The organism is Pseudomonas campi (genome assembly GCF_013200955.2).
GTDB lineage: Bacteria > Pseudomonadota > Gammaproteobacteria > Pseudomonadales > Pseudomonadaceae > Aquipseudomonas > Aquipseudomonas campi.
The window spans coordinates 2,134,237-2,149,848 of sequence record NZ_CP053697.2; the positions used below are offsets into that span (position 1 = coordinate 2,134,237).

General features: G+C 61.9%; 13 protein-coding genes. 10 read left to right on the forward strand and 3 right to left on the reverse strand.

The window, feature by feature from the left end; genetic code table 11:
- Window positions 1-2 precede the first annotated feature (2 nt).
- Together rloB and rloA are read right to left on the reverse strand one after the other, a co-directional pair.
- Window positions 3-1,529 carry an osmotic stress tolerance membrane protein RloB gene (rloB, locus tag HNE05_RS09900; protein WP_173206343.1) on the reverse strand — a complete coding sequence of 509 codons (1,527 nt, stop codon included), beginning with the start codon at window positions 1,527-1,529 and terminating at the stop codon, window positions 3-5.
- A gap of 6 nt (window positions 1,530-1,535) precedes the next feature.
- The gene (gene rloA / locus HNE05_RS09905) at window positions 1,536-2,069 is read right to left on the reverse strand and encodes a retropepsin-like aspartic peptidase RloA (RefSeq protein ID WP_173206346.1); all 534 of its coding nucleotides are present in this window, start codon (window positions 2,067-2,069) and stop codon (window positions 1,536-1,538) included.
- Between the two features lie 287 nt (window positions 2,070-2,356).
- Between rloA and HNE05_RS09910 the strand changes: the two genes are divergently transcribed.
- The 5 genes from HNE05_RS09910 (at window position 2,357) to prpF (ending at window position 9,152) form a co-directional block, all read left to right on the forward strand.
- On the forward strand, window positions 2,357-3,088 hold the full coding sequence (locus HNE05_RS09910; protein WP_173206349.1) for a GntR family transcriptional regulator: 732 nt from the start codon (window positions 2,357-2,359) through the stop codon (window positions 3,086-3,088).
- On the forward strand, window positions 3,085-3,969 hold the full coding sequence (gene prpB / locus HNE05_RS09915) for a methylisocitrate lyase (protein ID WP_173206352.1): 885 nt from the start codon (window positions 3,085-3,087) through the stop codon (window positions 3,967-3,969). The genes HNE05_RS09910 and prpB overlap by 4 nt, the downstream gene beginning before the upstream one ends.
- Before the next feature lie 81 nt (window positions 3,970-4,050).
- A complete protein-coding gene (prpC, locus tag HNE05_RS09920; protein ID WP_173206355.1) occupies window positions 4,051-5,211 on the forward strand; it encodes a bifunctional 2-methylcitrate synthase/citrate synthase in 1,161 nt (386 codons plus the stop codon).
- Window positions 5,212-5,225: 14 nt separating this feature from the next.
- A complete protein-coding gene (acnD, locus tag HNE05_RS09925; RefSeq protein WP_173211649.1) occupies window positions 5,226-7,835 on the forward strand; it encodes a Fe/S-dependent 2-methylisocitrate dehydratase AcnD in 2,610 nt (869 codons plus the stop codon).
- 129 nt (window positions 7,836-7,964) lie between these two features.
- Window positions 7,965-9,152 carry a 2-methylaconitate cis-trans isomerase PrpF gene (gene prpF / locus HNE05_RS09930; RefSeq protein WP_173206357.1) on the forward strand — a complete coding sequence of 396 codons (1,188 nt, stop codon included), beginning with the start codon at window positions 7,965-7,967 and terminating at the stop codon, window positions 9,150-9,152.
- A gap of 54 nt (window positions 9,153-9,206) precedes the next feature.
- Here prpF and ppsR read toward each other — a convergent pair whose 3' ends face one another.
- Entirely contained in the window at window positions 9,207-10,025 is an 819-nt protein-coding gene (gene ppsR / locus HNE05_RS09935; protein ID WP_173206360.1) for a posphoenolpyruvate synthetase regulatory kinase/phosphorylase PpsR, read from the reverse strand.
- A 154-nt stretch (window positions 10,026-10,179) separates the two neighbouring features.
- On the opposite strand from ppsR, the gene ppsA reads away from it, so the two are divergent.
- The 5 genes from ppsA (at window position 10,180) to HNE05_RS09960 (ending at window position 15,595) form a co-directional block, all read left to right on the forward strand.
- Window positions 10,180-12,552, forward strand: a complete 2,373-nt coding sequence (gene ppsA / locus HNE05_RS09940) for a phosphoenolpyruvate synthase (RefSeq protein WP_173206363.1) — start codon at window positions 10,180-10,182, stop codon at window positions 12,550-12,552.
- A gap of 139 nt (window positions 12,553-12,691) precedes the next feature.
- Complete coding sequence (locus tag HNE05_RS09945; protein ID WP_173206366.1) at window positions 12,692-13,660, forward strand: alpha/beta fold hydrolase; 969 nt, start codon at window positions 12,692-12,694, stop codon at window positions 13,658-13,660.
- Window positions 13,661-13,735: 75 nt separating this feature from the next.
- Window positions 13,736-14,035, forward strand: coding sequence for a Rieske (2Fe-2S) protein (locus HNE05_RS09950; RefSeq protein WP_173206369.1), 300 nt, complete (start codon window positions 13,736-13,738; stop codon window positions 14,033-14,035).
- Between the two features lie 29 nt (window positions 14,036-14,064).
- Window positions 14,065-14,553: a ribonuclease E activity regulator RraA gene (rraA, locus tag HNE05_RS09955; RefSeq protein ID WP_173206372.1), complete on the forward strand. Its 489-nt coding sequence runs from the start codon at window positions 14,065-14,067 to the stop codon at window positions 14,551-14,553.
- 46 nt (window positions 14,554-14,599) lie between these two features.
- Window positions 14,600-15,595, forward strand: coding sequence for a zinc transporter ZntB (locus HNE05_RS09960; protein ID WP_173206375.1), 996 nt, complete (start codon window positions 14,600-14,602; stop codon window positions 15,593-15,595).
- Window positions 15,596-15,612 lie beyond the last annotated feature (17 nt).

The window sequence follows — 15,612 nt, forward strand, 5'->3', positions numbered from 1 at the left end:
GCTCAATCCTTCAGGAAGGCTTTGAAACGGAACAGCTCGGTCAGGCGGTAGCCGCGGTAGCGACCCATCGCCAGCATGAAGCCCACCATGATCAACAGCACAGCCGGGAAGGTGAAGATGAAGTAGGTCAGCTCCGGCACGGTCATCAGCAGGTGTGCCAAGGTAGCGGCGAACAGGGTGCCAACCGCGACCTTGAAGGCATGCGAGGCGCCGCGTTCTTCCCAGGTGATCGACAGGCGTTCGATGGTCATGGTCAGGATCACCATCGGGAACAGCGCTACCGACAGGCCGCGTTCCAGGCCCAGCTTGTGGCTGAACAGGCTGATCACGGCGATCAGTACCACGACGAAGGTCAGTACCACCGACAGACGCGGCAGCATCTGCAGCTTCAAGTGCTCAAGGTAGGAGCGCAGCGACAGGCCGAGGGCGGTGATGACGGTGAACAGCATGATGCCGAAACCCAGCTGGGTTTCGCGGAAGGCCAAGGCGATCAGTACCGGAGTAAAAGTACCCAGGGTCTGCAGGCCGCCCAGGTTGCGCAGGATCAGGATCACCAGCACGCCGATCGGGATCATGATCATGATCTGATAGGTCTGCTGGGTCTGCAGCGGCAGGCCGTACAAGGAGTATTCGAGGAAGTCGACGTCGGTGTTCTCGTCCGTCAGCTTGGCCAGGCGAATGGCGTTCATCTCGCTGTTGTTCAGGGTGAAGCTGACCAGGGCCTTCTTGCCGCCCTCGATGCCAACCAGCTGGTCGTCGCCGGTCCACCAGACCAGGCGATCTTGCGGCAGACCTTGCTCGCCACTGTCCGGGTTGAAATACAGCCAGTTCTCGCCGTTGAAGCTACGCAGCCACAGCTCGGGAGTCTGCTGAATGTCGGCCGCCAGGCGAATGGTGTGCACACGCTCCATGGGGACATGGGCGATGGACAGCAGCAGCTCGATGACTTTGGCCTTGTTCGGGGTCGAGGCATCGCCGCCGAGCAACAGTTTGACGTTGTCGTCAGCGCTATTGTTGACCCGCTTGATGGTCTCGCTGATGAAGGTCTCGACGTCGGCCGAGTGCTGGCGGATCGGCGCCAGCAGGGCCTCGGCAGCGATCTTCTCGGCGCCTTCGACCGCAATGCTGTCACGGTAGATCGGCCCCGTGGCCTTAGGCTGCTCGCCGCTGTAGCGCTTGGTCAGCACCAGGCGGTAATACAGGGTCTGATTGCCGCTGGCGCGCCGTGCCGACCAGGTCACCTTGCGGTTGCCATCAGCGCGCTTGATGCTCACCCCGTAGTTGTTCGAGATGAAGCTCTCATTGAGGCTGACATAGTCCTGGTTGAGCGGCGGTACAAACATCTGCACCTTCACCGGCTCGCGGCCGCTGGCCTGGAATTCGACTTTGGCGTCGATGTTCCACAGGTCATCGGTCTCGTCCTCGGTCACCGGGATGCCGAGAATGAAGATCTGGTAGGCCGTAACCAGAATGCCCACCGTCACCAGAAGGGTGATGAGGACTTTCAGATGCAGGGTCAAGGATCGCATGAGCAATTACTCGGCAGCGGTAGTAAGGAGGCAGCCGGGCTTGCCGGCGGCATATTTAAGACTTGGATCGACCATGGCATCCAGGCGCTTGAGCGCTTCTGAGCCAATCAGCAAGGGATACTGGAAGGCGCTACGGTCGGTCAGGTTCACTTCAATGGTGCGTTGGGTTTTACCCATACATACGTTCAGTTCGATGACGGGACGTGCAGTGTAGGTCTTGCCTTCTTCTGGATCATAGTCGCCGGCACGTCGCTTGATCTTGCTGATCCGCGCCAGGGGGCGTTCGATGGGGTGTTCGTGCGCATCATCGATCGCCAAGTAGAAGCGCACCCAGGTCTCGCCGTCACGTTTGAAGCGTTTGATGTCGCGCGCACTCAGTGAAGCTGTCTTGGCGCCGGTATCCAGTTTGGCGGCGACTTCCATCTCAAGATCGGAGAGCTGGATGTATTCATTCAGACCATAGACAGCCTTTTCCGCCGCGAGACTCAGGCCGGAGAACATCGTGCAGCAAAGGAAGAAGGCTAAGGGCTCGAGTCTCATAAGTCCTGTGATGTTTGTTTCGTCGGATCGGGTGATCGGCAAGGGAGTGGGGCGGCCGGCCCCTGCAGTCTAGCAGGCGCTACAGGCATAGGGACGGCGCTGGCGGCGCATTCTAGCATGGGCTTTTTCAGCTGCGACAGACGCTTACACGCGTTTCTAGAGGTGAAGTGCACGGATTATGCGCACGTCACTCGTCGAGATATTGTCGACAATGTTGTTTTTTTATTTGACAGGAGGCCACCTGGATCGTAGTTTTTCCGCATCATAAATTAAAGGTGTCAACAATAATGCTGGGCACTTCCGACATTACCACTGCCTCTGTCGACGACTCCGGCACGCTTTCCGAGCATGTCTTCCGGCGTATCCAGGCGGCTATTGTCAAGGGAGAGATCGCGCCCGGCAGCAAGATCTCCGAGCCAGAGTTGGCGCGTATTTACGGTATCAGTCGCGGCCCGCTGCGCGAGGCGATCCACCGCCTGGAAGGTCAGCGCCTGTTGGTTCGCGTCCCCCATGTGGGCGCGCGGGTGGTCTCGCTCAGCCACGCCGAGTTGATCGAGCTGTATGAAATCCGCGAATCCCTCGAAGGCATGGCCTGTCGCCTGGCCGCCGAGCGCATGACCCAGGGCGAGATCGATGAGCTGCGCCGGGTACTCGACCTGCATGAACAGGATGCGGCCTTCAAGGCCGGTGTTGGCTACTACCAGCAGGAAGGCGACTTCGACTTCCACTACCGGATCATCCAGGGCAGCGGCAACAAGACCCTGACCCAGATGCTCTGCGGCGAGCTCTATCAACTGGTGCGCATGTACCGCCTGCAGTTTTCCGCTACGCCGAACCGCCCAAGGCATGCCTTCAACGAGCACCATCGCATTCTGGACGCGATCTCCGAGCGCGATGGCGAGTTGGCCGAGCTACTGATGCGCCGCCATATCGCCGCCTCCAAACGCAATATCGAACGCCACTACACCGCGCAAGCGGGGCAGGGCGCCGCTCCTTCAACCGCACGAGGTGAATCATGAGTTCGAGCACTCCCGGTCAGCGCTTCCGCGACGCCGTCGCCAGCGAACATCCCCTGCAAGTAGTCGGCGCGATCAACGCCAACCATGCCCTGCTGGCCAAACGCGCCGGTTTCAAGGCCATCTACCTGTCCGGTGGTGGCGTGGCGGCAGGCTCGCTCGGCTTGCCGGACCTGGGCATCACCGGCCTGGATGACGTACTCACCGATGTGCGCCGTATCACCGATGTGTGCGACCTGCCGCTCTTGGTGGATGTCGACACCGGCTTTGGCAGCTCGGCGTTCAACGTGGCGCGTACGGTCAAGTCGATGATCAAGTTCGGCGCCGCCGCCATCCACATCGAAGACCAGGTCGGTGCCAAGCGCTGCGGCCACCGCCCCAATAAAGAGATCGTGACCCAGCAGGAGATGGTCGACCGCATCAAGGCCGCCGTCGACGCCCGTACCGACGACAGCTTCGTGATCATGGCGCGTACCGATGCCCTGGCCGTCGAAGGCCTCAACTCGGCCCTCGACCGCGCCGCCGCCTGCATCGAAGCCGGCGCCGACATGATCTTCCCGGAAGCCATCACCGAACTGGCGATGTACAAGACCTTCGCCGACCGTATCAAGGCGCCGATCCTGGCCAACATCACCGAATTCGGCGCCACGCCGCTGTACACCACCGAAGAGTTGGCCAGCGTCGACGTGTCCCTGGTGCTGTACCCGCTGTCGGCCTTCCGCGCCATGAACAAGGCGGCCGAGAACGTCTACACCGCGCTGCGCCGCGACGGCACCCAGGCCAACGTGATCGACACCATGCAAACGCGCATGGAACTGTACGAGCGCATCAATTACCACGCCTTCGAGCAGCACCTTGACGCCCTGTTTGCCGCCAAGAAGTAACCGGTACGCTGGCCGCCCGCCCAGAGCGGGCAGGCCGGCGCACAACAAGAAACAACCGGATTAGATGAGGACCTATTCGTTATGAGCGCCACTCCCGAAACCACCACCGGCTTCAAGCCGAAGAAATCCGTAGCCCTGAGCGGCACCACTGCCGGCAACACGGCCCTGTGCACCGTCGGCCGTACCGGTAACGACCTGCACTACCGCGGCTATGACGTGCTCGACTTCGCCAACCGCTGTGAGTTCGAGGAAATCGCTCACCTGCTGGTCCACGGCAAGCTGCCCAATGTCGCCGAGCTGGCCGCGTACAAGACCAAGCTCAAGGCCCTGCGTGGCATCCCGGCGGCGCTCAAGACCTCCCTCGAACAACTGCCGCCGTCTGCCCACCCGATGGACGTGATGCGCACCGCCGTGTCCGTGCTCGGCTGCGTGTCGCCGGAGAAGGACGACCACAATCACCCGGGCGCCCGCGATATCGCCGACAAGCTGATGGCCTCGCTGGGTTCCGCGCTGCTGTACTGGTACCACTTCAGCCACAACGGCAAGCGCATCGACGTGGAAACCGATGACGACTCCATCGGTGGTCACTTCCTCCATCTGCTGCATGGCGAGAAGCCGCGCGAGTCCTGGGTGCGCGCCATGCACACCTCGCTGAATCTGTACGCCGAGCACGAATTCAACGCATCCACCTTCACTTCGCGCGTTATCGCCGGCACCGGCTCCGACATGTACTCCTGCATTGCTGGCGCTATCGGCGCGTTGCGCGGCCCGAAACACGGCGGCGCCAACGAAGTGGCCTTCGAGATCCAGAAGCGCTACGACAATCCGGACGAGGCCGAGGCCGATATCCGTGCCCGCGTCGAGAAGAAGGAAGTGGTGATCGGCTTCGGTCACCCGGTCTACACCGTGAGTGATCCGCGCAACAAGGTGATCAAGGACGTGGCGCGCGAACTCTCCGCCGAGCAGTCGAACACCAAGATGTATGACATCGCCGAGCGTCTGGAATCGACCATGTGGGAAATCAAGAAGATGTTCCCCAACCTGGATTGGTTCAGCGCTGTGAGCTACCACATGATGGGCGTGCCGACCGCCATGTTTACCCCGCTGTTCGTCATCGCCCGTACCTCGGGCTGGTCGTCCCATGTGATTGAGCAGCGCATCGACGGCAAGATCATCCGCCCGAGTGCCAACTACACAGGTCCTGAGGACCTCAAGTTCGTGCCGCTCAAGGATCGCAAATAATCATGAACAGCCAGCTGAACACTCAGTACCGCAAGCACCTGCCCGGCACCGCGCTGGACTACTTCGACACGCGCGAGGCGATCGATGCCATCGCCCCTGGTGCCTATGCCAAGCTGCCTTACGTATCACGCGTGCTGGCCGAGCAACTGGTGCGCCGCTGTGAGCCCGAGGCGCTGACCGATTCGCTCAAGCAGCTGATCGAGCGCAAGCAGGACCTGGATTTCCCCTGGTACCCGGCTCGCGTGGTCTGCCACGACATCCTCGGTCAGACCGCCCTGGTCGACCTGGCCGGCTTGCGTGATGCTATCGCCGAGAAGGGTGGGGACCCGTCCAAGGTCAACCCGGTAGTGCCGACCCAGCTGATCGTCGACCACTCCCTGGCCGTGGAAGCTCCGGGCTTCGACCCGGATGCCTTCGCCAAGAACCGCGCCATCGAAGACCGTCGCAACGAGGACCGTTTCCACTTTATCGAGTGGACCAAGACCGCGTTCAAGAACGTCGACGTGATCCCTGCCGGTAACGGCATCATGCACCAGATCAACCTGGAGAAAATGAGCCCGGTGATCCAGGCGCGCGGCGGCGTGGCCTTCCCGGACACCTGCGTGGGTACCGACTCGCACACCCCGCACGTCGATGCCCTGGGCGTGATCGCCATTGGCGTCGGCGGTCTGGAAGCCGAAACCGTGATGCTCGGCCTGCCGTCGATGATGCGCCTGCCCGACATCGTCGGCGTGCAGCTCACTGGCAAGCGCCAGCCTGGCATTACCGCCACCGACATCGTCCTGGCGATCACCGAGTTCTTGCGCAAGGAGCGTGTGGTCGGTGCCTGGGTCGAGTTCTTCGGCCCGGGTGCGGATAGCCTGTCGATCGGCGACCGCGCGACCATTTCCAACATGTGCCCGGAGTACGGCGCCACCGCTTCGATGTTCTACATCGACCAGCAAACCATTGATTACCTCAAGCTCACCGGTCGTGAGCCGGAGCAGATCGAGCTGGTAGAGAACTACGCCAAGACCACTGGTCTGTGGGCCGATGCGCTGGTCACTGCCGAATACGAGCGGGTGCTGAGCTTCGACCTGTCCACCGTGGTACGCAACATGGCTGGCCCGTCCAACCCGCACAAGCGCCTGCCGACTTCGGCACTGCAAGAGCGCGGCATTGCTGGCGACGCCATGCTGGCGGCGTCCAAGGTCGAGGAAGCCGAAGGTCTGCTGCCAGATGGCGCGGTGATCATCGCCGCCATCACCAGCTGCACCAACACGTCCAACCCACGCAACGTGGTGGCCGCCGGTCTGCTGGCGAAGAAGGCCAACGAGCTGGGTCTGCTGCGCAAACCGTGGGTCAAAACTTCCTTCGCTCCTGGTTCGAAAGTCGCCAAGCTGTACCTGGAAGATGCCTGTCTGCTGTCGGAGCTGGAAAAGCTCGGCTTCGGCATTGTCGGCTATGCCTGCACCACCTGTAACGGCATGTCCGGTGCGCTGGACCCGGTAATCCAGCAGGAAATCATCGACCGCGACCTGTACGCCACCGCGGTACTGTCCGGTAACCGCAACTTCGACGGCCGTATCCACCCCTACGCCAAGCAGGCCTTCCTCGCTTCGCCGCCGTTGGTCGTGGCCTACGCCATCGCCGGTACCGTGCGCTTTGACATCGAGCAGGACGTGCTGGGTACCGATAAAGCGGGCAACCCGATTACCCTGAAAGACCTGTGGCCGAGCGACGAGGAGATCGACGCGATTGTCGCTGCCAGCGTGAAGCCGGAGCAATTCAAGCAGATCTACATCCCGATGTTCGATCTGGGCACCATCGAGGAAGCCGAAAGCCCGCTGTACGACTGGCACCCGATGTCCACCTACATCCGCCGTCCGCCGTACTGGGAAGGCGCGCTGGCCGGTGAGCGCACGCTCAAGGGCATGCTGCCGCTGGCGATCCTGCCGGACAACATCACCACCGACCACCTGTCGCCGTCTAACGCGATCCAGATGAACTCGGCAGCCGGTGAGTACCTGCACAAGATGGGCCTGCCGGAGGAGGACTTCAACTCTTACGCTACCCACCGCGGCGACCACCTGACGGCGCAGCGCGCTACTTTCGCCAACAAAGAACTGGTCAATGAAATGGCCGTGGTTGACGGCGTAGTGAAGAAGGGTTCGCTGGCCCGCGTCGAGCCGGAAGGCAAGGTCATGCGCATGTGGGAAGCGATCGAAACCTACATGAACCGCAAGCAGAACCTGATCATCGTTGCCGGTGCTGACTACGGTCAGGGCTCGTCGCGTGACTGGGCGGCCAAGGGCGTACGCCTGGCTGGTGTGGAAGTGATCGTCGCCGAAGGCTTCGAGCGCATCCACCGCACCAACCTGGTCGGCATGGGCGTGCTGCCGGTCGAGTTCAAGCCGGGCACCACCCGCCTGACCCTCGGCCTCGACGGTACTGAAACCTATGACATCCAGGGCGAGCTGTCGCCGCGCTGCGAGCTGACCCTGGTGGTCAATCGTCGCAATGGCGACGTGGTCAAAGTGCCGGTGATCTGCCGTCTGGACACCGCTGCCGAAGTCAACGTCTACAACGCTGGCGGCGTGCTGCAGCGCTTTGCCCAGGACTTCCTCGAGTCGTCCAAGGGCTGATGCCGGCGCTGACACCCTCTCTCACGGGGGAGGGTCGTCAGCCTGTAGCCCGGATGCAATCCGGGTATGGCGAGCAGCACCCCATCCCGGATTGCATCCGGGCTACCTTCACCAAGCCAGGATTGAAGCATGGCTCAGCAACCCCAGATCAAGATCCCCGCTACCTATATGCGTGGCGGCACCAGCAAGGGCGTGTTCTTTCGCCTGCAGGACCTGCCGCAGAGCTGCCAGATGCCTGGCGCCGCGCGCGACAAACTGTTCATGCGGGTGATCGGCAGCCCAGACCCGTACTCCGCGCACATAGACGGCATGGGCGGCGCGACCTCTTCGACCAGCAAGTGCGTAATTCTGTCGCAAAGCACTCAGCCCGATCACGACGTCGACTACCTCTACGGCCAGGTTTCCATCGACAAGGCCTTCGTCGACTGGAGCGGCAACTGCGGCAACCTGTCCACCGCCGCTGGGTCTTTCGCCCTGCAGGCCGGGCTGGTCGATGCGGCGCGTATCCCGGACAACGGCACCTGCGTGGTACGTATCTGGCAGGCCAATATCCAGAAAACCATCATCGCCCATGTGCCGGTCAGCAATGGCCAGGTGCAGGAGACCGGCGACTTCGAGTTGGACGGGGTAACCTTCCCGGCCGCGGAGATCGTGCTGGAGTTCCTCGACCCGTCCGACGATGGCGAGGAGGGCGGTTCGATGTTCCCCACCGGCAATCTGGTCGATGACCTGGACGTGCCGGGTGTGGGTAGCTTCAAGGCCACCATGATCAGCGCCGGTATTCCCACGGTGTTCGTCAATGCCGAGGACATCGGCTACCAGGGCACCGAACTGCGCGAAGACATCAACGGCGATCCGCAGCAGCTCGCGCGCTTCGAGCAGATTCGCGTGGCGGGCGCCCTGCGCATGGGCCTGATCAAGACGGCGGAGGAGGCTGCGACTCGTCAGCACACGCCGAAGATCGCCTTCGTCAGCAAACCCAAGAGCTACAAGGCTTCGAGCGGCAAGACGGTCGAGGCCGGCGAGGTCGATTTGCTGGTGCGTGCGCTGTCCATGGGCAAGCTGCACCACGCGATGATGGGTACCTGCGCGGTGGCCATCGGTACGGCAGCGGCGGTTCCCGGCACCTTGGTCAATCTGGCGGCCGGTGGCGGCGAGCGCGAGGCGGTGCGCTTCGGTCACCCGTCCGGCACCTTGCGGGTCGGTGCCGAAGCCAGTCAGGTCGACGGTGAGTGGGTCGTAAAGAAGGCCATCATGAGCCGCAGCGCGCGCATCCTGATGGAAGGCTGGGTGCGGGTTCCAGGCGACACGTTCTGAGGCATGAAAAAGCCCGGCACAGGGCCGGGCTTTGGCTGAGCTGTAACGCCAGCGTTACTTGAGGCGTCGCTCGACACCCTTTTCCACCAGGATCTTGGCGGAGATTTCCTCCACCGAGAAATGCGTGGAGTTGATGTAGGGGATGTTCTCGCGGCGGAACAGGTTTTCCACCTCGCGGACTTCGAACTCGCACTGGGCAAAGCTGGCGTAGCGGCTATTGGGCTTGCGCTCGTGGCGAATGGCGGTGAGCCGGTCCGGGTCGATGGTCAGGCCGAACAGCTTGTGCTTGTAGGACTTGAGGGCGGCCGGCAGTTGCAGGCGCTCCATGTCTTCTTCGGTCAGCGGGTAATTGGCGGCGCGGATGCCAAATTGCATGGCCATGTACAGGCAGGTCGGGGTCTTGCCACAGCGGGAGACGCCGACCAGGATCAGATCGGCCTTGTCGTAGTAATGCGTGCGCGCGCCGTCGTCGTTGTCGAGGGCGAAGTTGACCGCCTCGATGCGCTCCATGTAGTTGCTGCTGCTGGCGATGGAGTGCGACTTGCCAACCGAGTAGGAGGAGTGTGAAGTCAGCTCCTGCTCGAGCGGGCAGAGGAAGGTGGAGAAAATGTCGATCATGAAGCCGTTGGACTGGGCCAGAATGTCGCGAATATCCTGGTTAACTACCGTGTCGAAGATGATCGGCCGAGCACCGTCTTTCTCGGCAGCATTATTGATTTGCTGTACCATCGCTCGCGCCTTGTCCGCGCTGTCGATGTACGGGCGTGTGAGCTTGGTGAAGTTGATGGTTTCGAACTGCGCCAGCAAGCTCTGGCCCAGGGTTTCGGCAGTGATGCCGGTGCCGTCGGAGATAAAGAAAGCGGTTCGTTTCATTTGCGCCAAAGGCCTTAAGTCAGGAGCGATTCTTGGCTATCATAGGCCCCCTTTGTCGGGCCCGTACTGGCCGGCATTGTGACTTATTTCCTTGAGGCAAAGCCAGGACGCAGCATGGCTGCACGGCTGGGCCGAACACAGTGGAGAGTTCACCTTGGTTGAGTACGTAGTTTCCCTCGATAAGCTCGGCGTCCACGATGTGGAGCACGTAGGGGGCAAAAACGCATCCCTGGGCGAAATGATCAGCAACCTGGCCGGTGCTGGTGTCTCGGTTCCTGGCGGTTTTGCCACCACAGCCCAGGCCTACCGTGACTTCCTCGATCAAAGTGGCCTGAACGATCGTATTCATGCCTCCCTCGATGCGCTGGACGTGGACGATGTCAATGCCCTGGCCAAGACTGGCGCGCAGATTCGCCAGTGGGTCATGGACGCTCCGTTCCCCGAGCGCCTCGACAGCGAAATCCGCACCGCCTTCGCCGCGATGGCCGGCGACAACGCCAATATGGCGGTTGCCGTGCGCTCCTCGGCAACCGCCGAAGACCTGCCGGACGCTTCTTTCGCCGGCCAACAGGAAACCTTCCTCAACATCCGTGGCGTGGATAACGTGATCCGCGCCGCCAAGGAAGTGTTCGCCTCCCTATTCAACGACCGTGCTATCGCCTACCGCGTGCATCAGGGCTTCGACCACAAACTGGTCGCCCTGTCTGCTGGCGTACAGCGCATGGTGCGTTCGGAAACCGGTACTGCCGGCGTGATGTTCACTCTGGACACCGAATCCGGCTTCCGCGACGTGGTGTTCATCACCGGTGCCTACGGCCTCGGCGAGACCGTGGTGCAGGGCGCGGTGAACCCTGACGAGTTCTACGTGCACAAGCCGACCCTGGAGGCCGGTCGCCCAGCCATCCTGCGCCGCAACCTGGGCAGCAAGGCGATCAAGATGGTCTATGGCGAAGAAGCCAAGGCCGGCAAGTCGGTGAAAACCGTCGAAGTCGACCGTGCCGAACGCGCCCGTTTCGCCCTCAGCGATGCCGAAGTCACCGAGCTGGCCAAACAGGCGCTGATCATCGAGAAACACTACGGCCGGCCGATGGACATCGAATGGGCCAAAGACGGCGACGACCAGCAGCTGTATATCGTCCAGGCCCGTCCAGAAACCGTGAAGAGCCGCAGCAGCGCTAACGTCATGGAGCGCTACCTGCTGAAAGAGAAGGGTACTGTCCTGGTCGAAGGCCGCGCCATCGGCCAGCGCATCGGCGCCGGCAAGGTCAAGGTAATCCACGACGTTTCCGAGATGGACAAGGTGCAGCCGGGCGACGTCCTGGTTTCCGACATGACCGACCCGGACTGGGAGCCGGTGATGAAGCGCGCCAGCGCCATCGTCACCAACCGCGGCGGGCGTACCTGCCACGCGGCGATCATTGCCCGTGAACTGGGCATTCCGGCTGTAGTCGGCTGCGGCAACGCCACCCAGGTGCTGAAAGACGGCATGGGCGTGACCGTATCCTGCGCCGAAGGCGATACCGGTTTCATCTTCGAAGGCGAGCTGGGCTTCGATATCCGCAAGAACTCCGTGGATGCCATGCCGGATCTGCCGTTCAAGATCATGATGAACGTCGGCAACCCGGACCGCGCTTTCGACTTCGCCCAACTGCCGAACGAAGGGGTGGGCCTGGCCCGCCTGGAATTCATCATCAACCGCATGATCGGCGTGCACCCGAAAGCCCTGCTGAACTTCGCCAGCCTGCCGGCGGAGATCAAGGACAGCGTCGAGAAGCGCATCGCCGGCTACAACGACCCGGTCGGCTTCTACGTCGAGAAACTAGTCGAGGGCATCAGCACCCTGGCCGCAGCGTTCTGGCCGAAGAAGGTCATCGTGCGCCTGTCGGACTTCAAGTCCAACGAATACGCCAACCTGATCGGCGGCAAGCTCTACGAGCCGGAAGAAGAGAACCCGATGCTCGGCTTCCGCGGTGCCTCGCGCTACATCAGCGAGTCGTTCCGCGACTGCTTCGAGCTAGAATGCCGCGCGCTGAAGAAAGTGCGCAACGAGATGGGCCTGACCAACGTCGAGATCATGGTGCCGTTCGTGCGTACCCTCGGCGAAGCCAGCCAGGTTGTTGATCTGCTGGCCGCCAATGGCCTGGCCCGTGGGCAGAATGGCCTGAAGGTCATCATGATGTGCGAGCTGCCGTCCAACGCCATCCTGGCCGAGGAGTTCCTCGAATTCTTCGACGGCTTCTCCATCGGCTCCAACGACCTGACCCAGCTGACCCTGGGCCTGGATCGCGACTCCGGCATCGTCGCGCACCTGTTTGACGAGCGTAATCCGGCGGTTAAGAAGCTGCTGAGCAACGCCATCCAGGCCTGTAACAAAGCTGGCAAGTACATCGGCATCTGCGGGCAGGGTCCTTCAGATCATCCGGATCTGGCCAAGTGGCTGATGGAGCAGGGCATCGAGAGTGTGTCGCTGAACCCTGACTCGGTGCTGGATACCTGGTTCTTCCTCGCGGAAACCCAGCCAGCCTGAGTCCACGCCATCAGCATTGAAGGGCGGCAGCAATTCCGCCCTTTTTTGTGTCCCGTCATCCGTGGCGGACACTTTCCGGGGCGGCCCTGTGGGCAACGCCACCAATGGCTCCCGGCAACTTTTTTGTGCAAGAAAGACTATGCAAAGCAGTAGCGAGTTATTCCCCGTCGCCTTGATCAGCGCCGAATTACGCGGCGATCTGAGCGAGGATGTCTACCGTCTCAAGCCGGGTAACAGCCCCGACTATTCCGTCGAACTGGCGCTGACCCGGCTCGGTCGTGCCAATCAGGAAAATCGCGGTGTGCCGGTGATCCTGCTGCACGGTAGCTTCTCCAATCGACGTTTCTGGTATTCGCCCAAATGCATTGGCCTGGGCCCTTATCTGGCGCGTGCCGGTTTCGATGTGTGGATCGCGGAAATGCGTGGCCACGGCCTGTCACCGCGTAACCAGGCTTACAGCCGCAACACCGTGGCCGACTATGCCCGCTACGACCTGCCGGCCATTGCCGCCTTTGTTCGTGAGCAGAATGGCCAGGCGCCACACTGGGTTGGTCACTCGCTGGGCGGCATTACCCTGGCAGCGGCATTGGGCGGGCATTATCTGGGCGAGGAAGATGCCGCTTCCGCAGCGCTGTTCGGCAGCCAGATCAGTCGCATCTACTGGCCGCTCAAGGTGCCGCCGGTGGAGTGGGGCAGTCGCCTGCTGCTCAAGGGCTTCCGGCATGTCTCCGGCGCGCGCCTGAAGCGCGGCCCGGAAGACGAGCCGATTGGTCTGGTGCGCGAGAGCCTGCGCTGGCACCGGCTGTTCGGTCGCTTTGGCGATAGGCAGCGTGACTGGTGGGCCGGCATGGCCGAGGTGCGCATGCCGCTGCTGGCGGTGAGCGCCGCCGGTGATATGCAGGACCCGACCTGGGCTTGCCGCAAACTCTATGAGCAATTCGTCGCGGCGCCCCGAGCGTTCCTCGAACTGGCCAAAAAAAAGGGCTTCAACAGCGACTACGGTCACGTGGAAATGCTGGTCAGCAAGGCGGCGCAGCAGGAAGTCTGGCCGTTGGTTGAACACTGGCTGCGCGAAGGGCAATTGCCGGCCGAGTTGACCCACGACTGAGGTGCCAAGCGCTCAAGCTTGCGGCTAAGATGGCAGCCAAAGGCAATGCCGGCCAATCCCCTGCGTGGTGCCGCCATGTTTGTAGCACTTGAGCGCCTGATCAATCTTGATGACGGTTATCGGCAGACCTTTCAGGTCTCCGGGCGCAGCCTGCTGTTGCTGGTGATTGATCGTCAGCCGGTGCTGCTGGAGAACCGCTGCCCACACCAGGGCGCACCCTTGCACAACGCTACGCTGGTCGGTACGGTGCTGCGCTGCGCGCGCCACGGGGTCGAGTTCGACCTGCTCAGCGGGCAGCCGTTGAACGCCACCTGCGCTGGCCTGACTCAACTGAAACTGGCCTATGTGGGTGACCGCATAGGCATCGATCTCTGACGCTGTTCTTCACTGAAAGGAGCTTTCCCATGCAATACATCACTCCAGACCTGTGCGACGCCTACCCGGAACTGGTGCAAGTGGTTGAGCCGATGTTCGCCAACTTCGGCGGGCGCGATTCCTTCGGTGGCGAGATCGTCACGGTGAAATGCTTCGAAGACAACTCCCTGGTCAAATCCCAGGCCGACCTGCCAGGCACGGGCAAAGTCCTCGTCGTCGATGGCGGCGGCTCGCTGCGCCGCGCCCTGCTGGGTGACATGATCGCCGAGAAAGCCGCAAAAAACGGCTGGGAAGGTATGGTCATCTACGGTTGCGTGCGCGACGTCGATGTCCTGGCGCAAACCGATCTCGGTGTGCAGGCCCTGGCCAGCCACCCGATGAAGACCGACAAGCGCGGCATCGGTGATCTCAATGTAGTCGTCACCTTCGGCGGCGTGACTTTCCGCCCGGGCGAGTTCGTGTATGCCGACAACAACGGCATCATCGTTTCCCCGCAAGCCCTGAAGATGCCTGAATAAGAGGGCCTGCTCCGGGCTTGCTCGCGACCAGACAGAGTGATTACGGATGATTGAGCCGGACAACCTGCAGTGGGGCCTGGTGCATGCCTTCGTCCTCGATGGACGGGGCGGCGCGCGCGGCATTGCCCGTGCAGAGTTGGATGGCTTGCAGCTCCGGGCTGAGGAAAGCCTGTGGCTGCACTGGGATCGCAGTCACCCGCAGGCACAAGCCTGGCTGCGTAGCCAGAGTGGGCTCGATGAGTTCAGTTGCAACCTGCTGCTGGAAGAAAACACCCGGCCACGGGTGCTGGCACTACCTGCCGATGAGTTGCTGCTATTCCTGCGCGGGGTCAACCTGAACCCCGGGGCTGAGCCGGAAGACATGGTCTCCGTGCGTATTTTCGCCAATGCGCAGCGAGTGATTTCCCTGCGCCTGCGACCGCTGCGCGCCACCGAAGAGCTGATCGCCAAACTGCAGAAAGGTCAGGGCCCGAAAAGCCCGGCCGAGCTGATCCTGTTCCTCGCCGAAAATCTCACGGATCGTGTCGACACCCTGGTCAGCGAACTGTCCGAGCAGCTGGACGAACAGGAGGAGCGCCTGGACAGCAACGAACGTTATTTGCCGGATCACAGCCTGATGCTGCAGATTCGCCGGCGAGCCGCCGGGTTACGGCGCTTTCTCGCACCGCAGCGCGATATCTATGCGCAGTTGCTGCGCAATGGTTTCAGCTGGTTCGCTGCCAGCGATACCAGCTACTGGAACGAGCTGCACAATCGTCTGACTCGCTATCTGGAAGAGCTGGAGCTGGTCCGTGAGCGGGTAGGGCTGGTGATGGAATCCGAACACCGGCGCATGAGCGAGCACATGGGGCGCACCATGTACTGGCTCGGCATCATTACCGGTTTCTTTCTGCCGATCAGCTGTATTACCGGTCTGCTCGGTATCAATGTCGGCGGCATCCCTGGTGCGGACAGTACCTATGGTTTCCTGATTGCCTGCGTGCTAATTGGCGCGATTGTCACGTTTCAATGGTGGCTGTTTCGCCGGTTACGCTGGCTGTAGATGTGACCCCGCAGGAC